General features: G+C 71.3%; 19 protein-coding genes. 12 read left to right on the top strand and 7 right to left on the bottom strand.

Features of this window, described 5'->3' with window-relative positions; genetic code table 11:
• Nucleotides 1-15 precede the first annotated feature (15 nt).
• Both ACR68M_RS32445 and ACR68M_RS32440 read right to left on the bottom strand, forming a co-directional pair.
• Complete coding sequence (locus ACR68M_RS32445) at nucleotides 16-858, bottom strand: nitrilase-related carbon-nitrogen hydrolase (RefSeq protein WP_441247722.1); 843 nt, start codon at nucleotides 856-858, stop codon at nucleotides 16-18.
• Between the two features lie 460 nt (nucleotides 859-1,318).
• Nucleotides 1,319-2,446: a sulfite oxidase gene (locus tag ACR68M_RS32440; protein ID WP_441247721.1), complete on the bottom strand. Its 1,128-nt coding sequence runs from the start codon at nucleotides 2,444-2,446 to the stop codon at nucleotides 1,319-1,321.
• Between the two features lie 88 nt (nucleotides 2,447-2,534).
• Here ACR68M_RS32440 and ACR68M_RS32435 point away from each other — a divergent pair, with 88 nt between their 5' ends.
• Together ACR68M_RS32435 and ACR68M_RS32430 are read left to right on the top strand one after the other, a co-directional pair.
• On the top strand, nucleotides 2,535-3,701 hold the full coding sequence (locus tag ACR68M_RS32435; RefSeq protein ID WP_441247720.1) for a calcium:proton antiporter: 1,167 nt from the start codon (nucleotides 2,535-2,537) through the stop codon (nucleotides 3,699-3,701).
• Between the two features lie 107 nt (nucleotides 3,702-3,808).
• A complete protein-coding gene (locus ACR68M_RS32430; RefSeq protein WP_441251774.1) occupies nucleotides 3,809-6,301 on the top strand; it encodes a DEAD/DEAH box helicase in 2,493 nt (830 codons plus the stop codon).
• 134 nt (nucleotides 6,302-6,435) lie between these two features.
• On the opposite strand, the gene ACR68M_RS32425 is transcribed toward ACR68M_RS32430, so the two are convergent.
• Nucleotides 6,436-7,191 (bottom strand): hypothetical protein, encoded by a 756-nt coding sequence (locus tag ACR68M_RS32425; RefSeq protein ID WP_441247719.1) that lies wholly within the window; start codon nucleotides 7,189-7,191, stop codon nucleotides 6,436-6,438.
• 186 nt (nucleotides 7,192-7,377) lie between these two features.
• On the opposite strand from ACR68M_RS32425, the gene bioB reads away from it, so the two are divergent.
• From bioB to bioD, 3 genes are read left to right on the top strand one after another with little or no spacing between them, the layout of a single operon-like run.
• Nucleotides 7,378-8,568, top strand: coding sequence for a biotin synthase BioB (gene bioB / locus ACR68M_RS32420; RefSeq protein WP_441247718.1), 1,191 nt, complete (start codon nucleotides 7,378-7,380; stop codon nucleotides 8,566-8,568).
• Nucleotides 8,568-9,860: an adenosylmethionine--8-amino-7-oxononanoate transaminase gene (locus ACR68M_RS32415; RefSeq protein WP_441247717.1), complete on the top strand. Its 1,293-nt coding sequence runs from the start codon at nucleotides 8,568-8,570 to the stop codon at nucleotides 9,858-9,860. Before bioB ends, ACR68M_RS32415 begins: the two co-directional genes overlap by 1 nt.
• A complete protein-coding gene (bioD, locus tag ACR68M_RS32410) occupies nucleotides 9,857-10,582 on the top strand; it encodes a dethiobiotin synthase (protein WP_441247716.1) in 726 nt (241 codons plus the stop codon). The genes ACR68M_RS32415 and bioD overlap by 4 nt, the downstream gene beginning before the upstream one ends.
• 77 nt (nucleotides 10,583-10,659) lie before the next feature.
• On the opposite strand, the gene ACR68M_RS32405 is transcribed toward bioD, so the two are convergent.
• The 3 genes from ACR68M_RS32405 to ACR68M_RS32395 all read right to left on the bottom strand — a co-directional run bounded on the left by ACR68M_RS32405 (nucleotide 10,660) and on the right by ACR68M_RS32395 (nucleotide 12,256).
• Nucleotides 10,660-11,034, bottom strand: a complete 375-nt coding sequence (locus ACR68M_RS32405; protein WP_441251773.1) for a VOC family protein — start codon at nucleotides 11,032-11,034, stop codon at nucleotides 10,660-10,662.
• 124 nt (nucleotides 11,035-11,158) lie between these two features.
• A complete protein-coding gene (locus ACR68M_RS32400; RefSeq protein ID WP_441247715.1) occupies nucleotides 11,159-11,521 on the bottom strand; it encodes a GNAT family N-acetyltransferase in 363 nt (120 codons plus the stop codon).
• Nucleotides 11,522-11,563: 42 nt separating this feature from the next.
• Nucleotides 11,564-12,256, bottom strand: coding sequence for a class I SAM-dependent methyltransferase (locus ACR68M_RS32395; RefSeq protein WP_441247714.1), 693 nt, complete (start codon nucleotides 12,254-12,256; stop codon nucleotides 11,564-11,566).
• Between the two features lie 265 nt (nucleotides 12,257-12,521).
• Between ACR68M_RS32395 and ACR68M_RS32390 the strand changes: the two genes are divergently transcribed.
• Nucleotides 12,522-13,685 (top strand): ROK family protein, encoded by a 1,164-nt coding sequence (locus ACR68M_RS32390; protein ID WP_441247713.1) that lies wholly within the window; start codon nucleotides 12,522-12,524, stop codon nucleotides 13,683-13,685.
• Between the two features lie 45 nt (nucleotides 13,686-13,730).
• Here the strand turns inward: ACR68M_RS32390 and ACR68M_RS32385 are convergent, their stop codons facing one another.
• Nucleotides 13,731-14,528 (bottom strand): GntR family transcriptional regulator, encoded by a 798-nt coding sequence (locus tag ACR68M_RS32385; protein ID WP_441247712.1) that lies wholly within the window; start codon nucleotides 14,526-14,528, stop codon nucleotides 13,731-13,733.
• Between the two features lie 224 nt (nucleotides 14,529-14,752).
• Here ACR68M_RS32385 and ACR68M_RS32380 point away from each other — a divergent pair, with 224 nt between their 5' ends.
• The 6 genes from ACR68M_RS32380 to ACR68M_RS32355 all read left to right on the top strand — a co-directional run bounded on the left by ACR68M_RS32380 (nucleotide 14,753) and on the right by ACR68M_RS32355 (nucleotide 18,845).
• A complete protein-coding gene (locus ACR68M_RS32380; RefSeq protein ID WP_441251772.1) occupies nucleotides 14,753-15,544 on the top strand; it encodes an exodeoxyribonuclease III in 792 nt (263 codons plus the stop codon).
• 136 nt (nucleotides 15,545-15,680) lie between these two features.
• A complete protein-coding gene (locus tag ACR68M_RS32375; protein WP_441247711.1) occupies nucleotides 15,681-15,851 on the top strand; it encodes a DUF6879 family protein in 171 nt (56 codons plus the stop codon).
• A 124-nt stretch (nucleotides 15,852-15,975) separates the two neighbouring features.
• Nucleotides 15,976-16,725: a DUF5753 domain-containing protein gene (locus ACR68M_RS32370; protein WP_441247710.1), complete on the top strand. Its 750-nt coding sequence runs from the start codon at nucleotides 15,976-15,978 to the stop codon at nucleotides 16,723-16,725.
• Between the two features lie 323 nt (nucleotides 16,726-17,048).
• Nucleotides 17,049-17,309 (top strand): hypothetical protein, encoded by a 261-nt coding sequence (locus ACR68M_RS32365; RefSeq protein ID WP_441247709.1) that lies wholly within the window; start codon nucleotides 17,049-17,051, stop codon nucleotides 17,307-17,309.
• Between the two features lie 265 nt (nucleotides 17,310-17,574).
• The gene (locus ACR68M_RS32360) at nucleotides 17,575-17,778 is read left to right on the top strand and encodes a hypothetical protein (protein ID WP_441247708.1); all 204 of its coding nucleotides are present in this window, start codon (nucleotides 17,575-17,577) and stop codon (nucleotides 17,776-17,778) included.
• 635 nt (nucleotides 17,779-18,413) lie between these two features.
• Nucleotides 18,414-18,845 (top strand): hypothetical protein, encoded by a 432-nt coding sequence (locus ACR68M_RS32355; protein WP_441247707.1) that lies wholly within the window; start codon nucleotides 18,414-18,416, stop codon nucleotides 18,843-18,845.
• Nucleotides 18,846-19,103: the final 258 nt, after the last annotated feature.

Genomic DNA, 19,103 nt, shown 5'->3' with positions numbered 1-19,103 from the left:
TCGGTCATTCCTCGGTCATGCCTCGGTCAGCGGGCCATAGGCCTCCGGGCGGCGGTCGCGGTAGAAGGCCCACTGCTGGCGGACCTCCTCGATCCGCCCGAGGTCGAGGTCCCGGACGAGCAGTTCCTCGTCCTTGTCGGAGGCGACCTCGCCGACGAACTGGCCGCGCGGGTCGACGAAGTAGCTGGTGCCGTAGAAGTCGTTGTCGCCGTACTCCTCGACGCCGACGCGGTTGATCGCGGCGACGAAGTACTCGTTGGCGACGGCGGCGGCGGGCTGCTCCAGCTGCCAGAGGTAGGAGGACAGGCCCCGGCTGGTCGCCGAGGGGTTGTAGACGATCTCGGCCCCGGCCAGGCCGAGCGCGCGCCAGCCCTCGGGGAAGTGCCGGTCGTAGCAGATGTAGACGCCGACCTTACCGACGGCGGTGTCGAAGACCGGCCAGCCGAGGTTTCCGGGCTTGAAGTAGTACTTCTCCCAGAATCCCTTCACTTGCGGGATGTGGTGCTTGCGGTACTTGCCGAGATAGGAGCCGTCGGCGTCGATCACGGCGGCGGTGTTGTAGTAGAAGCCGGACTGTTCGACCTCGTACACCGGTACGACGATCACCAGGTGGAGTTCACGGGCGAGATCCTGCATCCGCCGCACCGTCGGGCCGTCCGGCACGGGCTCGGCCCAGGCGTAGTGCTCGGGCTCCTGCACCTGGCAGAAGTACGGCGCGTTGAACACCTCCTGGAAGCCGATGACCTGCGCCCCTTGGGCGGCGGCGTCCCGGGCGGCCTGCTCGTGAGCCTCGATCATCGACTCCTTGTCGCCCGTCCACGAGGTCTGGAAGAGGGCTGCGCGCACGACTCGGCTCATCGGTCTTCTCCTTCGGTGAAGGCAGTCCAGACCGTCGAGAGTAGGAGTTCGGAGCCGTTAGGAGTAGTACTACGCGCGGATATCGGCCGCTCTGTTTTAAATGCCCTCCGGGGTGTTAGATCATCATTTCTTGCGGGAATAACACCTCGCCACCATGACTCACCACCATGGACGGAATGCCTCGACCGCCGCGCGGTCGTTGCCGCCGTCCCGGTTGATGCCGAAGGTGAGGGCGGTGCCGCGCGCCATCCAGCGGGCCTCGGGCGGCCGGCCGGTGAAGTCCCCGAGCTCCGCCGCGTCCAGGGCCGCCTGTCGCCGACCGCCTCCGGCTGTCGAACAGCCGGTCCAGCTCCATGCTCCCCCTCGTCCGCGCCCCGCTCTGTGCCGTCCTTCCCGATCGCCCCGGCCGCAAACGCCACGCCACGCCACGCCACGCCACGCCACGCCACGCCACGCCGTGTCAACTGCCGGTCGGCTCCTGAGAGTTCCGGATCAGGACGTCGACCTCCTGGGCCATGTTGTTGCCCATGCCCTGCCGGTTCCACGCCTGCCCGGTCGGCTGGGTGCGGCCGCTCGCGTCGCTCGCCCGGACGGCGAGGTGGTGCAGCCCCTCGGCCGGGGCCGGCCAGCGGTAGCGCCAGGCGCGCCAGCCGTACGTGTCGGCGGGCGGGCCGAGCTCGGCGCGCTGCCAGCTCACGCCGCCGTCGGTGCTCACCTCGACGGCCGTGACGGGCGGGCGGCCCGTCCAGGCCCGGCCGGTGAGCAGCTGGTCGCCGGGGGCGGCCACCCGGGCGCGGCTCATGAAGTCCGGGAAGCCCGGCGGGATCATCAGCGCGCGCGGCCCGATCCGGGTGACGGGCTCGCCGGGGTCGTCCGCCTGCTGCTTGTAGCGGTAGGCGGTGGTCTGCTGGAAGCCGTCGTACGGCTCGGTGAGCACAGTGACGCGGCTGAGCCACTTGACCTGGGCCATGCCGTACCAGCCCGGGACGAGCAGGCGCAGCGGGGCGCCGTGCTGCGGGGGCAGCGGGCCGCCGTTCATGGTGTCGGCGAGCAGCACGTCCGGGCGCAGGGCCTCGGCGAGCGGGAGGCTGCGGGCATAGGTCTGCTCGACGCCGCGTTCGAGGCCGTGGTCGGCGCCGGTGAAGAGCACCTCGACGGCGCCGGGCCGCAGCCCGGCCTCGCGCAGCAGCGGGGCGAGCGGGGTGCCGCCCCAGCGGGCGGTGCCGACCGCGCCGTCCAGCCAGGGCTGGCTGAGCGGGCGCGGCTCCAGCAGGGCGCGGCCGTTGCCCGCGCACTCCAGGGTGACGGTGTGGGCGGCCCGGGGGCGGACCCGCAGAGCCTTCGCGTCGAGGGTGAGCGGGTGGTCGACCGCGCCGTCGACGGCCAGCCGCCAGGCTGCCGGGTCGTGGTCGGGGATGTCGTAGTGCACCAGCAGGTAGTGCAGGCCGACGGGGGTGATCTCGTAGCGCAGGGCCTCCAGCGGCATGGCGTGGTTGCGGGCGGCGAGCCGGAGTTCGTCGAGGGTGATGCCCTCCCCGGGCTCGGCGATCCGCGCCGGGAGGCTGACCTGGTCGGTCGAGCCGTTCATGTCTCCAGTCTGCGGCGACTTGCGGTCGGGCACGACTCACCGGTGTCAGTCCGCTCGCCGGCGCGGGGGCGCTGGAAGACTCGACCGCATGATCGTCGAGATCCGCAGGTGGACCACCTTCATGCCCGTGCTCGCGGCCGTCCTGCTGGCGCTGACCTGGGGCAGATCCCTGCCCACGGCGCTGGTCGCCCTGGTCGCGGTGTTCCTGGCGGGGGCCGTGCTGGCGGCCGTCCACCACGCCGAGGTGATCGCGCACCGGGTCGGCGAACCGTTCGGCTCGCTGGTGCTGGCGGTGGCGGTGACCGTGATCGAGGTGGCTCTCATCGTCACGCTGATGGCCGACGGCAGCGCGAAGAACGCCACGCTGGCCCGGGACACCGTCTTCGCCGCCGTCATGATCACCTGCAACGGGATCGTGGGCGTCTGCATCCTGGTCGGCGCGCTGCGCCACCGCGTCGCGGTGTTCAACCCGGAGGGGACGGGGGCCGCGTTCGGCGCGATCGCCACCCTGGCGGTGCTCAGCCTCGTCCTGCCCACCTTCACCACCAGCAAGCCCGGACCGCAGTTCTCCTCGACCCAGCTGGTCTTCGCGGCCACCGCCTCGCTGATCGTGTACGGGCTGTTCGTCGCGACGCTGACGGTGCGCCACCGGGAGTACTTCCTCGCCCCGGCGCCCGGCGCGGCGCGGCCGGTCGCCGCTCCCGCCGGCGGGAGCTCCTATCCGACCCCCGACGCCTACCCCGACCCGGCCACCCCCCGGCCGGCCCCCGCCGAGGACGCCCACGCCGCACCGCCGTCCGCCCGGGAGGCCTGGCTGAGCCTGGCCCTGCTCGGCGTCGCGCTGATCGCGGTGGTCGGGCTGGCCAAGGGCGTCTCCCCGACCATCGAGCGGACGGTGGCCGACGCCGGGCTCCCGGCCTCCGTGGTCGGCGTGGTGATCGCGATGCTGGTGCTGCTCCCGGAGACCATCGCGGCCGTCCGCTGCGCCGCGCGCGACCGGATGCAGACCAGCCTCAACCTCGCCCACGGCTCCGCGCTGGCCTCCATCGGCCTGACCATCCCGGCCGTCGCCGTCGCCTCCACCTGGCTCTCCGGCCCGCTGGTGCTCGGCCTCGACCCCACCCACATGGTGCTGCTGGCCCTCTCCATCGCCGTCGGCACCCTCACCGTCATGCCCGGCCGCGCCACCCCGCTCCAGGGCGGCGTGCACCTCACCGTGATGGCCGCCTACCTCGTCCTGGCCGTCAGCCCCTGACCAGCTCCCCTCTCCGCCGACGGCCGCCGCGCGGCTCCGCCCGTACAACAGCTTTGCCCCCACTCCGTCCGAACAGGCAAGATAGCCCGGTGACCCTCCTGGACCTGATGCCGAAGCCCGCCACACCCGACTCGCTGTTCGAGACTTTCGCCGAGTGGGCGATGGAGCGCGGCATCACGCTGTACCCCGCCCAGGAGGAGGCGCTGATCGAGCTCGTCTCGGGCAACAACGTCATCCTGGCGACGCCGACCGGGTCGGGGAAGAGCCTGGTCGCGGCCGGTGCGCACTTCGCCGCACTGGCCGAGGGCAAGCGGACCTTCTACACCGCGCCGATCAAGGCGCTGGTGTCGGAGAAGTTCTTCGACCTGTGCAAGATCTTCGGCACCGAGCAGGTCGGCATGATGACGGGTGACGCCAGCGTCAACCCGACCGCGCCGATCATCTGCTGCACGGCCGAGGTGCTCGCCAACATCGCGCTGCGCGACGGCGAGCAGGCCGACATCGGCCAGGTCGTGATGGACGAGTTCCACTTCTACGCCGAGCCGGACCGGGGCTGGGCCTGGCAGATCCCGATTCTCGAACTGCCGCACGCGCAGTTCCTGTTGATGTCGGCCACGCTCGGCGACATGCGCCGCTTCGAGGAGGACCTGAAGCGCCGGACGGGCCGTCCGACGACGGTCGTCCGCTCGGTGACGCGGCCCGTCCCGCTGTTCTACGAGTACCGCCGCACCACCATGCACGACACCCTGGAGGAGCTGCTGACGACCGGTCAGGCGCCGGTCTACGTCGTGCACTTCACCCAGAAGGAGGCGGTGGAGCGGGCGCAGTCGCTGATGAGCATCAACATGTGCTCGAAGGCGGAGAAGGATGCCATCGCCGACCTGATCGGCCGCTTCCGCTTCACCACCAAGTTCGGCCGCAACCTCTCCCGGTACGTCCGGCACGGCATCGGCGTGCACCACGCGGGCATGCTGCCGAAGTACCGCCGCCTGGTCGAGCGCCTGGCGCAGGCCGGCCTGCTGAAGGTCATCTGCGGCACCGACACGCTGGGCGTCGGCGTCAACGTGCCGATCCGCACGGTGCTGTTCACCGCGCTGTCGAAGTACGACGGCATCCGGGTGCGGACCCTGCGGGCCCGGGAGTTCCACCAGATCGCCGGGCGCGCCGGGCGGGCCGGGTACGACACCGTCGGGCAGGTCGTCGCGCAGGCGCCCGAGCACGTGATCGAGAACGAGAAGGCCGTCGCCAAGGCCGGTGACGACCCGAAGAAGAAGCGCAAGGTGGTGCGCAAGAAGGCGCCGGAAGGTTTCGTCAGCTGGACGGAGGAGGGCTTCGAGAAGCTCATCGGCGCCGACCCTGAGCCGCTGGTCTCCCGCTTCAAGGTCAGCCACGCGATGCTGCTCTCGGTGATCGGGCGGCCCGGCAACGCCTTCGAGGCCATGCGCAAGCTGCTGACGGACAACCACGAGGAGCGCTCGGCGCAGCGCCGCCACATCCGCAGCGCCATCGCCATCTACCGCTCGCTGCTGGACGGCGGCGTGGTCGAGCGGTTGCCGGAGCCGGACGCCGAGGGCCGGATCGTCCGCCTCACGATGGACCTCCAGGAGAACTTCGCGCTCAACCAGCCGCTCTCCACCTTCGCGCTGGCCGCCTTCGAGCTGCTCGACCCGGCCTCGCCGAGCTACGCGATGGACGTCGTCTCAGTGGTCGAGGCGACGCTCGACGACCCGCGCCAGATCCTCGCCTCGCAGCAGAACAAAGCGCGCGGCGAGGCGATCGGCGAGATGAAGCGGGACGGCATCGAGTACGAGGAGCGGATGGAGCGGCTCCAGGACATCACGTACCCGAAGCCGCTGGAGGAGCTGCTCAACCACGCGTACGACGTCTACAGCCGGGCGCACCCGTGGATCGGCGACCACGCGCTGGCGCCGAAGTCGGTGGTGCGTGACCTGTACGAGCGGGCGATGACCTTCACCGACTACGTCGGGCACTACGACCTGGCGCGGACGGAGGGGATCGTCCTGCGGTACCTCGCCGGGGCGTACAAGGCGCTGGAGCAGACCGTCCGCGAGGAGATCAAGACCGACGACCTGAAGGACGTCATCGCCTGGCTCGGCGAGCTCGTCCGCCAGGTCGACTCCAGCCTGCTGGACGAGTGGGAGCAGCTGGCCAACCCGACCGATCCCGAGTCCCCCGAGATCACGCTGGACGACCGCCCGACGCCGGTCACCGCCAACGAGCGGGCCTTCCGGGTGCTGGTGCGCAACGAGATGTTCCGCCGGGTCGAGCTGGCCGCGCTGGAGAACCACCACGCGCTCGGCGAGCTGGACGGCGAGTACGGTTGGGACGCCGACCGCTGGGCCGACGCGATGGACGCGTACTGGGACGAGCACGACGACCTGGGCACCGGGCCGGACGCGCGCGGGCCGAAGATGCTGCTCATCGAGCAGGATGAGGACTCCTGGCAGGTCCGGCAGATCTTCGACGACCCGGCGGGCGACCACGACTGGGGCATCTCCGCCGAGGTCGACCTGCACGGCTCCAACGAGGAGGGCCGGGCCGTCCTGCGGGTCACGGCGGTCAACCGCCTCGACGGCTAGCACGTACTGGCGCGTCAACCCAGGGGCGCGGGGAACTGCGCGAGATCGGAAGGTGCGGCGCCGCCTCTCCCCTTTCGCGCACGCAGTTAATGAGTAGGGCCCCGCGCCCCTGTCCGTGGCTGGCGCTTTACGGGTTACATCCAGGCGAAGGGGGCGCCCGCGACGTAGGAGACGGCGCGGGTGGCGGCGTCGAGGTCGGGGTCGGTGGTGCGCTGGTCGGCGAAGTGGAGGACGGTGACGGTCAGGTAGTGGCCGACCGTCTCGATCCGGGTGCCGGCCAGGGCGTGGGGGTTGGGGGCTGCGGCGGCCGGGTCCGCCGTCAGGAAGACGAGCGCGGAGGGGTCGACGGCGCGCTTGGCCTTCTCGGCGGTGGCGGCGTCGGCAAAGCGGAACACCGTGACACTGGCCAGGAGTTGGTTGTCGCTGCGGGTGAAGCCGACCTCGACGTACCCCTGGCAGCCGGTCTGCTTCAGGATGTCGTGGGCGCGGTCGCGGAGCGTCTCCGCGCAGTCCGGGCCCTGCTTGCCGACGGTGCGGCGGCCCTTGAAGTCGTCCTGGTCGACGGCGCGCAGGGCGGGGAAGTACCGGTCGGCGGTGAAGCCCTGGGCCTCGGTGGCCGGCTGTGCGGGGGTGGCACCGATCACGGGGGCCGTGTCGACGGGGTGCGTGCTGGAGGGGCCGAGGCCGGGCATCCAGTCGCCGGGGTGCGGGCTCTTGACGACCCAGCCGACGCCGACGGCCAGTACGGCGATGGCGCAGCCGGCCAGCACCCGGCGCGGGCGGCGGCGGGCCCGATGGGCGGCTGTGGGCGCGGCGTTCGGCGCGGCCGCGGGTGCGGCGGTGTGCGGGTGGCCTGCCGGGCGCGGGTCGCGCTCCCCCTGCGTGGTCATGGCGCAGATTGTATGCACATCTGCTGATCATCAATTGCTCGGGATTGATGATCATCCACTTGACCAGCAGTCGGACCTCCGCGCTACAGTCAGCGCCGGGACTGTGACAACTCGCACACCCTCGGGCCGATCTTCTGGCGGGTTCCCTCTAGCCGTGGTCGAGGTCGCCCAGGCAGGATCAGGCTCATGGATCTGCTCGACACCCTCACTGCCAAGGGCCTCCGCCGGGAACTCCCCACCCGCGAGGAAGCGCTCGCCGTACTCGCCACCACCGACGACGAGCTGCTGGACGTCGTCGCGGCCGCCGGGCGGGTGCGCCGGCAGTGGTTCGGCCGCCGGGTCAAGCTCAACTACCTGGTGAACCTCAAGAGCGGGCTCTGCCCCGAGGACTGCTCGTACTGCTCGCAGCGGCTCGGGTCCAAGGCCGAGATCCTCAAGTACACCTGGCTGAAGCCCGAGCAGGCCGCCGAGGCCGCCGCCGCCGGGCTCGCGGGCGGCGCGAAGCGCGTCTGCCTGGTCGCCAGCGGGCGCGGCCCGACGGACCGTGACATCGACCGCGTCGCCGACACCATCGCCGCGATCAAGGACGCCAACGAGCAGGTCGAGGTCTGCGCCTGTCTCGGGCTGCTCTCCGGCGACCAGGCCGAGCGGCTGCGCGCGGCCGGCGCCGACGCCTACAACCACAACCTCAACACCTCCGAGGGCACCTACGGGGGCATCACCACCACCCACACCTACGCGGACCGCGTGGACACCGTGAACAAGGCGCACGGCGCGGGCCTCTCGGCCTGCTCCGGCCTGATCGCGGGCATGGGCGAGAGCGACGAGGACCTCGTCGACGTGGTCTTCGCGCTGCGCGACCTGGGCTCCGACTCGGTGCCGGTCAACTTCCTGATCCCGTTCGAGGGCACCCCGCTGGCCAAGGAGTGGAACCTCACCCCGCAGCGCTGCCTGCGCATCCTGGCGATGGTCCGCTTCGTCAACCCGGACGTCGAGGTACGGATCGCGGGTGGCCGCGAGGTGCACCTGCGGTCGATGCAGCCGCTCGGCCTGCACATCGCCAACTCGATCTTCCTGGGCGACTACCTGACCAGCGAGGGCCAGGCCGGGCAGACCGACCTCGACATGATCAAGGACGCCGGCTTCGAGGTCGAGGGCGCCGGCGAGGCGACCCTCCCGCGTCACCGCGCGGAGCTGGCCGAGAGCGCGGGTGGTTGCGGCGGCGGCAGCTGCGGCCCCTGCGGCGAGCCCGCAGCGGCCCCCGAGAGCGCCCCCGAAGCAGCCCGCGAGGCCGCTCCGGTCGAGGACGGGCTCCGCAGTGATCTGGTGAAGGTCCGCAGGCGTGGCGCCGGCACCGAGCTGGCCCCGAACGCCTGATGGACTCGCAGGCCCTGCTCACGCTCGACCGGGCGCACGTCTGGCACCCGTACGGCCCGATGCCCGGCACCGTCACCCCGTACGTGGTCGAGTCCGCCTCCGGCGTCCGGCTGCGGCTCGGCTCGGAGGCCGGTGGCCACCGGGAGCTGATCGACGGCATGTCGTCCTGGTGGGCGGCGATCCACGGCTACCGGCACCCGGTGCTGGACGAGGCCGTCCGCGACCAGCTCGGGCGGATGAGCCACGTGATGTTCGGCGGGCTCACCCACGAGCCCGCCGTCCGGCTCGCCGCCCGCCTGGTCGAGATCACCCCCGAGCCGCTGCGGCACGTCTTCCTCAGCGACTCGGGCTCGGTCGCCGTCGAGGTCGCGCTGAAGATGTGCCTGCAGTACTGGCAGTCCGTCGGGCGGCCCGCCAAGCGGCGCGTGCTGACCTGGCGCGGCGGCTACCACGGCGACACCTTCCACCCGATGTCGGTCTGCGACCCCGAGGGCGGGATGCACCAACTCTGGGGCGGGGTACTGCCCCGGCAGCTCTTCGCCGCCGAGCCCCCCGCCGGGTTCGACGCCCCGGTCGACGAGGCGTACGCGGCCTCGCTCGCCGACCTGGTCGAGCAGCACGCTGACGAGCTGGCCGCCGTCATCGTCGAGCCGGTCGTGCAGGGGGCGGGCGGCATGCGCTTCCACTCCCCCGCCTACCTGCGGCTGCTGCGCGAACTCTGCGACCGGTACGGCGTACTGCTCGTCTTCGACGAGATCGCCACCGGCTTCGGCCGCAGCGGCTCTCTCTTCGCCGCCGACCACGCCCAGGTCTCGCCGGACGTGATGTGCCTGGGCAAGGCCCTGACGGGTGGTTACCTGACGATGGCCGCCACCCTGTGCACCGGCGAGATCGCCGACGGCATCAGCCGGGGCGAGGTGCCGGTGCTGGCCCACGGCCCGACCTTCATGGGCAACCCGTTGGCCGCCGCCGTCGCCAACGCCTCGATCGACCTACTGCTCGAACAGGACTGGCAGTCCGAGGTCAAGCGGATCGAGACCGGCCTGCGGGCCGGGCTGGCCGGGGCGCTCGAGGTGCCGGGCGTCGCGGACGTGCGGGTGCTCGGCGCGATCGGCGTCGTCCAGCTCGACCACCCCGTCGACATGCGGGCCGCGACCGAGGCCGCCGCCCGGGAGGGCGTCTGGCTGCGGCCGTTCCGCGACCTCGTCTACACCATGCCGCCGTACGTGACCGGCGACGACGACCTCGCCCGGATCGGCGCGGCCGTGACCGCTGCGGCGGTGGCCGGATGACCGTCCTCTTCGTCACCGGCACCGGCACCGAGGTCGGCAAGACGGTCGTCACGGCGGCCGTCGCCGCCCTCGCCACCGGCCCCGTCGCCGTCCTGAAGCCCGGTCAGACCGGCGTCGCCCCCGGCGAGGCCGGGGACGTCGCGGAGATCCGGCGGCTCACCGGCCGTGAGCTCACCACCGTCGAACTGGCCCGCTACCCCGAGCCGCTCGCCCCCGACACCGCCGCCGCGCGCGCCGGGATGCCGACGGTGGCACCCGACCAGGTCGCGACGGCCGTCGCCGAACTCGCCGCACGGCACGACCTGGTGCTGGTCGAGGGTGCGGGCGGCCTGCTCGTCCGCTACGACGCGGCCGGGCGCACCCTCGCCGACATGGCCCTCGCCACGGTGGCCCTCGGTGTCCCGGTCTCCGTCCTGCTGGTCGCGACCGCCGGGCTCGGCACCCTCAACACCACCGCCCTCACCGCCGAGGCCCTCCGCCACCGCGGCCTCCCCCTGCACGGCGTCGTCGTCGGCTCCTGGCCGCAGCACCCCGGCCTCGCCGACCGCTGCAACCTCACCGACCTCCCGTCGGTCGCGGGCGCACCCCTGCTCGGGGCCCTGCCGCACGGCGCAGCGGCCTCCGGCGGCCCGCAGTTCCGGGCCGTCGCCCGCAGCGGTCTCGCCCCGGCCCTGGGCGGCGACTGGGACGTCACCCGCTTCACCGCCCAGTGGTCGGCCTGACGCCTGTTCAGGCCGACTCGGGCCGGCTCGGGCCGACTCAGGACGGCTCGGGCCGACTCAGGACAGCTCGGGCCGACTCAGGACGTCTGGCCCGCCGTGTCCCGGACCAGGCAGAACGGATGCCCGGCCGGGTCGGTGAGCACCCGCCACCTCGCCTCGTCCAGCTGGTGGTCCGGCCTGCCCGCGCCCAGCAGCAGCAACTCGGCCTCGGCCGCATCCAGGTCGGCGACCGCGAAGTCGAGGTGCAGCTGCTGCGGCACGGTCTGATCGGGCCAGCTCGGGGCCCGGTAGCCGTCGACCCGTTGGAAGCCGATGAACAGCCCGTCCCCACGCGTGAGACCGGCGAATTCGGCGTCCGACTTCGGGTGCGGTTCGAGGCCGGTGGCCTGTTGGTAGAACGCGGCCAGCGCGAGCGGGTCGGCGCAGTCGAGCGTTATCGCGGCCAGCTTCATCTTCAGGGGCACAGCGTCTCTCCCTCTCGGCGGTCCGGTTCTTGCCGGTCTGGTTCTCGGCAGTCCCTCAGAGCGGCTTGACCCAGCGGGTCCACTGGGGCTCGGGGCCGTAGCCTGCGGCCTGCTAGGTGTGTTGGCCGAGCTGGTTGTGGTCGAGGACCATCGCGTCGGCGCGGCGCCCGCCGAGGGTGCCGAAGCGGGATTCGGCGGCGGCGAGGAGGGCGGTGCCGATGCCCTGGCGGCGGTGGGCGGGGTCGACCGCGAGGCGGTAGAGGTGGCAGCGCCAGCCGTCGAATCCGGCGATGACCGTGCCGACGATCGTGTCGTCGCGGGTCGCGACGATCAGGGCGTCGGGGTCACGGTCGATCAGGCGGACCAGGCCGTCGGGGTCGTCCGTGATGCTGGTGCCCTCGGCCGCGCGGGCCCAGAAGGCGAGCAGGCCGGGTATCTCGTCCACGGTGGCGGGGCGGGTCTCGATGTCCGTCATGGCATCTGTCTACAACGGGTCCGCCTGCGGAGACAGCGAATTTCACCCCTCGGACGGCGCCGGGACGAGCCGCCAGACGGTGGTGGTCTTCAGGGCGGTGTCCTCCAGGTCGGCGACGACCGGCACCTCGTACGCGGCGAGGGCGGTGAACCGCTCGCGCGGGAGGTAGGCGCGGCCCGGATCCCCGACGATCACCAGAGCGCCCCGCGCCTGGGCCCGCTCCAGGAATGGGAGGAAGCGGGCGGCCATCGCGCGCTCGTAGAAGACGTCCCCCGCGAGCACCACCTCGGCCGGGCCGCCGTCACCGTCGAGCAGGTCCGCCACGGCGGCGTCGACCCGGACGCCGTTCGCCTCGGCGTTGATTTCGATCGCGGCGACGGCGAAGGCGTCGATCTCGGCGGCCCGGACGGCGGCCGCGCCGCAGAGGCCCGCCGCGATCCCGATCAGCCCCGAGCCCGCCGCCAGGTCGAGGACCGTCCGGCCCCGGACCAGCTCGGGGTGGTCCAGCACGTACCGGGCGACGGCGACCCCGCCCGCCCAGGCGAAGGCCCAGAACGGCGGCGGCAGCCCGATCTCGCCCCGTGCCGACTCGGTCGTCTCCCAGAGCGCGATGGCGTCCTCGGCCATGTGCAGCCGGATCTCGGGGACGAAGGGGACGGGTGTGAGGCTGGTCTCCTCCCGGACAAATGCCTGATCGGACAGTGCCGTTGTGGCCGGCGGGAGGGTGTGGGTCATGCCCGCAGCATAGAGGCCCGGGGGCGCGCCCAGGCACCACCCGCGACTCCGCCGGTACGTACCGTTTCGATACCGATGGCGTTTTGAGCTGCGGAAACGCTCGCAGGCCGACAGGCCCCCGAGTACGATCCGGCTCATCGCCCGTCGGCGCGTTACCCCTGTGCCGCGACCCCCGGTGGGCCCATCTCGCGGGGGCATCGGAGAGGTCGCCGCGCACTCGGCACCGCGCGCCAAGGCTGTCGCGCGATCTCGGAAGGGCAGCGTCTTGGCGGATCGGCTCACCGGAGGGGACTCCTCGCTGCTGCGGCGGATCAACGCCGCCGTCACGCTGCGCGCGCTGCGCGACGGTCAGTCGCTCACGCTCACTCAGCTCGTCGGCGACACCGGGCTCTCCCGGCCGACGGTCGAGGGCGTGATCGAGGGCCTGATGGAGGCCGGGCTGGTCGCCGAGGTCGAGCAGAGCCAGGAGAGCAGCCGGCAGCGCGGGCGCCCGGCGCGCTGGTTCCGCTTCCGCGCCGAGGCCGGGCACATCCTCGGCATCGAGATCGGCGTGCACGAGATCCGGGTGACGCTGGCCGACCTGGCGGGCCGCATTCTCGGCGTCGACGCCAAGCCGGTCGAGGAGACCCGGGAGGCCGAGGCTCGGCTCGGCTGCGTACGGGCCACCGTCGCCGAGGTGCTGCGCAAGGCCGGGGTCTCCCGCGACAGCCTCTGGTCGGTCGCCGTCGGCACCCCCGGCATCGTCGACCGGGACGGCACCGTGCGGCTCAGCACCGCGATGCCCGGCTGGACGGGCCTGGACCTGGGCGCCCGGCTGCGCCGCTCGTTCCGCTGCCCGGTGGTGATCGAGAACGACGCCAACCTGGCCGCCATCGCGGAGCACTGGCAGGGCGCGGCCGTCGGCAAGGGCGATGTCGTCTTCGTGATGGCCGGGTTGAGCCCCGGCGCGGGCTCACTGATCAACGGACGACTGCACCGGGGGTTCGGCGGCGCGGCGGGCGAGATCGGCGCGCTGCACCTGCTCGGTCAGGAGGCCACCCCCGAGCGGCTGCTCTCCACCACCGGCAAGCCGCTCGACCCGCTGGACGAGGCGGCCGTCGCCCGGGTGCTCCGGCTCGCCCGCGAGGGCGACGAGGTCGCCCAGGGTGCGACCGACCGCTTCCTGCGCCGGCTGGTGCACGACGTCGCGGCGCTCGTGCTGGCCCTCGACCCCGAACTCGTGGTGGTCGGCGGCTGGGCGGCCGGGCTGGACGGCGTCCTGGAGCCGCTGCGTGAGCAGTTGGCGCAGTTCTGCCTGCGTGCCCCCGAGGTGGCCCTCGCCGCGCTCGGCGAGGAGGTCGTCTCGATGGGCGCCCTGCGGGTCGCCCTCGACCACGTCGAGGAGCAGCTCTTCGCCGTCGACTCCCCCGGGGCGGGCAACCGCCCGTAGCCCCCTCCGCGCCCCGGGGCGCGGAGGGGGCTAGGAGGCGGAGCGTCAGGAGGCCGCGCTGCGGGCCTCGACCGGGGTCACCTCGACCAGACCGGTGTCGCCGAAGGTGAGCTTGCAGGTGTCGGCGCGGTAGGTGGAGACCGCGAGGGCGACCAGGCGGCCGGTGGCGGCGTACTGGGTGGTGACGACCAGGACCGGCGTGCCCGGGGGGCGCTCCAGCAGGGCGGCCTCGCCGGCCTCGGCGACGCCGAGCTCGACGGCCCGGGATTCGCCGTCGACGCCGAGGCGCTCCAGCTGCCGCAGCACCGAGCGGGCCCGGTCAGGCTCGGCGGAGCCGCCGATCAGCTGCGGGAGGGCGGGCAGGTGCGGCACGGCGGAGTCGGGCACGTGCAGCGACTCGACGGCCATGATCTGGCCCTGCACCAGGCGCAGCCGGCGGACGGTGTGCACGGTCTCGCCCTCGGGGATGCCGAGCGCCTGGGCGAGTTGCGCGGTGGCGGGCGCGCTCACGCAGTCGACGCTGCGCCAGGACTGGGTGCGGCTGGTGCTGCCGGGCCAGCCCTCGTCACGGCGGCCGACCGGGACGCCGACCCGAGGCGCGGCGATCAGCGTGCCGATGCCACGGCGGCGGACGAGCCTGCCCTCCAGCTCCAGCTGGTCGAGCGCCTGCCGGAGGGTGGCGCGGGCGACGCCGAAGCGGGCGGCGAGCTCACGCTCGTTCGGAAGCACCTGGCCGGTGGAGAACTCCCGGTCGATGGTGCGGACCAGCACCGTGCGCAGGTGCCAGTACTTCGGCTCCTGCGGCGTTGCGGGGGAGGCCGTGGTCGTCACCGGCACCGCCATGAGCTGTCCTTGTCCCACCGGGTCCTCCACCCTGAAGGACTGCGGGCCGACCCCGTGCCCCGGTCTTGCGGCAGGTGGGAGGGGCGGGCTTTATCCGTCCTTCTTTATTAAAGGTCTTTGCAGTAACGGACACTAGGGGGTGCCGCCAGAGATGGTCAAGACCAATGACCCGGCCCGGTCGTTGGCCCGTGCGACGCCGCGCCGGTTAGGCTGCCCCGGTGATCGTGACGACGGTGAATGTGAACGGAATCCGGGCCGCTGCCAAGAAGGGCTTCATCGAGTGGCTGGCCGCCACCGAGGCGGACGTCGTCTGCCTCCAGGAAGTCCGCTCGGAGCCGGAGCAGCTCCCGGCCGAGCTGCGCGAGCTGCCGGGCTGGCACGCCGTCTGGGCTCCGGCGGCGACGAAGGGCCGGGCCGGGGTGGCCGTGCTGTCACGGAACGCGCCCGAGCGGACGGTGATCGGATTCGGGTCGGACGAATTCGACAATTCCGGCAGGTACGCCGAAATCGACCTCCCCGGGCTGACGGTCGCCAGCCTCTACCTCCCCTCGGGCGAGGTCGGCACCGAGCGCCAGGACGAGAAGGAACGCTTCATGGCGGAGTTCCTCGTCCACCTCACCGAGCTCCGCACCCGCGCCGCCACCGAAGGCCGCGAGGTCGTCGTCTGCGGCGACTGGAACATCGCCCACCACCCGGCCGACCTCAAGAACTGGAAGGCCAACCAGAAGTCCGCCGGCTTCCTCCCCGAGGAGCGCGCCTGGCTCACCCAGGTCCTCGACGAGGCCGGCTACGTCGACGTCGTCCGCCGCCTCCACCCCGACCAGGAGGGCCCCTACTCCTGGTGGTCCTACCGGGGCCGCGCCTTCGACAACGACAGCGGCTGGCGGATCGACATGGCTCTCACAAGCCCCGCCATCGCACAAAAGGCCACGTCAGCGGTAGTGGAGCGGGCCGCCACGCACGCGGAGCGCTGGAGCGACCACGCGCCCGTCACCGTGGCGTTCGACTTCCCGTAGCCCCGCCGCAGCAACGTCGATCCCCCGCCGCAGTGTCCACGGCGGGGGCCCGTGTGACGATCAGGGACGCAGCGCTCACCTAGGCAGGGATCGCCTCTAGCAGCTCACGGATCTCGGCTTCCTTAGTCCACATCCGATGGAAGCCAAGCCGATCGACGGTCAGGTGGTCCGCTTCGGACACTTCTCCGGAGATGGTGAGTACCTGGGCGAGAACTTCACCTGGGACCAGTCGGTTGCAGCCCTGTGTGCAGGCGCCTTCGAAGCCGTGTGGGCTCGCGCTACCCCGCATGAGAAGTACTCCGTCTGACGCCTCGAACAACCGGATAGCCACCCATGTCCCTCTCCCCGTCATCAAGTGCTCAGGCCGCCCGTGAGGCCGTCGCAAAGAGACTCCGGGAGCTGCAACTTGATGCCGACTTTCTGGGCATGCGGTGGCTATCCGCACCGGCTGGAGCGAGTCGAAGGTGTCGCGTATCGCGCATGCCAAGACGCCGCCGGCTGACTCAGACATTCGAGTGTGGTGTGCCGCCTGCGGAGCGGACGACCAGGCTGCCGACATCATCGCGGCGAGCCGGGCAGCCGACTCCATGTACATGGAGTGGAAGAAGGTACACCGGCACGGAATGCGCCGGTCTCAGGACGACTTCATGACCCTGTTGAAGCGCACTGGCCTGTGCCGGGTCTACGTCTCGAACGTCGCCCCCGGCATCCTCCAGACCCGTGAGTACGCGATGGCCCTCATGGGCACCATCACGGACTTCCAAGGCACTCCGAACGACGTTGCTGAAGCCGTTGACTCAAGGCTTGAGCGTGGCAGTCTCCTCACCGAAGGCACCACCAGGTTCGCCATCGTGATTGAAGAGACCGTTCTGCGCTACCCGATCGGCGATCGAGACGCCATGAAGACACAACTGGCGCGCATCGTAGAGGTTATGAAGCTCCCTCATGTGAGCGTGGGCGTCATCCCCTTCTCAGCCCCTCGGAAGATGTGGCCGCTGGAAGCGTTCACCATGCTTGACGACACCCAGGTCACGGCCGAAACGCTCTCGGCGATCCTCAACATCACGGCTCCTGGTGAGATCGCCGTCTACGACAAGGCGTTCAAGATCCTCTCTTCAATGGCTGTCTATGGACCTTCCGCCGGTGAGCTGGTCAGTGAGGCTCTCGCCACTTTCGGCTGAATCTGTGCAAGACCATGCAAGACGCTGGAGAGCGCTTGCGTGCAGCTTCTACGGTCTAGTCCGCACCCCGCCGCATCGGCGAACGGAGGACGGACCGATGGCGACCAACGACACACCGCTGCAAAGCCCCATCACGCCCGCTGCCCACTCGGACAGGCTCACCGGGCCGCGAGAGGATCGACCCCCGGGTCTCTCTGCCAAAGGCGCCAAGCGAGCGAACCGCGCCGAGTTCGCGCCGATGAGGGCCGACTACCTCCGAGGCGAGGAGGAGCGGCGCAAGAGGGGCGTGCGCTACGTGGACCCGGGCGCATCGGGGGTGACTCATGTCCTCGCCTGACCCCAACCTGCCGGAGTGTCCGGAGTGCGACTGGCACGACGCGATGGAACAGGCGATCGCCGCCGGCACCACCAGCGTGGCGACGCCTGAGATGGTGGCCAAGTTCCGGAAGCAGCACACTTTTTGTGCACGGGCCCGCCGGGAAGAGCTGAAGCCGGTGTTGGAATCGGACACCCTCCGCCTCCTCCGGGAGCGGAACCGGGCCATCATCCACCGTCCGGCGTGGACTCGGCGGGATGCCGGGTGATCGAGGACCCGATGGCCGAGTATCGCGAGGCCGCAGAGCGGCGCGCGGAAGGCAGTACGACCCGAGTGGAGACCTGGGCGCACATAGTCGCCGGAGCGGCGGCTGTGGGCGTGCTCCTGGGTCTGCTGTGGGCCCGCTGAGCCCAACCCCATGAGAGTCCGCCCGAGTGTAGGCCGGGCGGATCAGCCGGAGCTGAACCGGCGCACAGGGGCCCCGAGGAGCAGAGCCTCGGGGCCCCACCCAAGAGGAACGGAGCGTCAGGCACTTGGCTGGCAAACAGCGAAACCCGCGCACCCCGAAACTGCTGCGCGCAGTGGCCGAGGCGCACATCGAGTACGCGCACATCAAGCACGACCGAGGCGAGAGCGCACACAAGCAGATCGGGACAGCCAACCGCGCTAACCAGTGGGCCGCCGACACCGAGCGATCCGGCGCGGCCGAGCCCGACCCCGACCCCTTCGCACTGTAGCCCCCAAAGCTCCCTCGCGGGCCCCGGACGGGTCAACAAGGGCCGCACCACCGCAAGTTGCAAAGCCCCGCACCACGGTGGCCGGGGAAGCATCGAGAGGTGAGCACATGTCCAAGATCGACCTGTACAAGTCCGAGGTGGAGGGGCCGTACAAGCTCCTGTGCGGCGGCGGCGACAACTCCAGCGGAACCATGGAGGACTGCCTCTCCATCGCCCCGCTGGTCGGCGGCGGCTTCTCCGTGAAGGACAGCAAGCTCGCAGCGGCACCAAGGTTCACGTCACCGTCGTACTCTGTCCGTTCCGCTGGCCGGACGACGACGAACCCATGCCGTGCCCGCAGCCCCCACGCTGATCGCCGCCAGGGCCCCTCTCCCCTACTCTTCGACCAACCAGACTCGGTGCGTCGAAGCTCTGCTCCTCGGGCTCGGCCTGGTACGTCCGCCACACACGGACTCCGTAGCGGCTGGCGGCTAGTGCGGACGTTCGATAGTCGGATGGATGTGCAGGTGTGGGATCTCGATGGAGTGAGGCTCCGGCGGTTCGTCCGTATACGGCTGGGCTGGCGACGGTTGAATACGACTCGCCCCGTAGTGCGCGGCGCCCTGGCGGTGCCGCCTACCAGAGTGGAGTCGACCGTGGCATCCGTACCGAACGGCGTTTACGCCATCACCAAGCGCAACGAGCAGATGATCACGCTCATTGACCCGAAGGACCTCGCGACGCTGCTGCCGCCCACCGGGGAGTCCGGCCAGCAGGAGTGGCAGGTGGAGGGCCGCGCCGACGGCAACGTGACCATCAAGAACCTCGCGCACGGAACGTACCTGACCTACGACAGCGACCCGAACGTCAACGAGATGATCATGGGGAGCACCGAGCCCCGCCCGTGGGCGCTCTACCAGGCGGCGGAGCCTTTCGCCTTCCACGTCGTCGTCCCTGGCGGCCCTATCGAGGGGGACGAGCTGGCGCTGGACCTCAGCCTGCTGCGGATCTTCCCGCCTCGGCTTGCTCTGCGGCCGCTGGAGGTTAACGACCAGCGGCAGGTGTGGAGGTTCGAGAGCCACGAGTAGGCAGCCGGGGCCAAGAGCACCTGGCCGCCGTCGCCGCCGAACTCAACGGCCGCCCACGCAAAACGCTCGGCTGGGAAACCCAGCCGAGCGCCTGCACAAACTGCTCGCGGCCTGATCAAACCGACCACGTGTTGCGACGACCCCTAGAAACCGCCGTGAGGCCGATGGGGGTCTTCTGCTGTCTGGTCAGATCTCGCTGGGCTCCAACTTGCCAGCCACCTTCGCGGCGTTGTACTGGTCCACGATGGCCGCCGGGAC

It is taken from the genome of Kitasatospora sp. McL0602 (genome assembly GCF_052076145.1).
Taxonomy (GTDB): Bacteria; Actinomycetota; Actinomycetes; order Streptomycetales; family Streptomycetaceae; genus Kitasatospora.
Note: the sequence above shows the minus strand (reverse complement) of the source record. Positions and strands in the feature narration are given on the sequence as shown.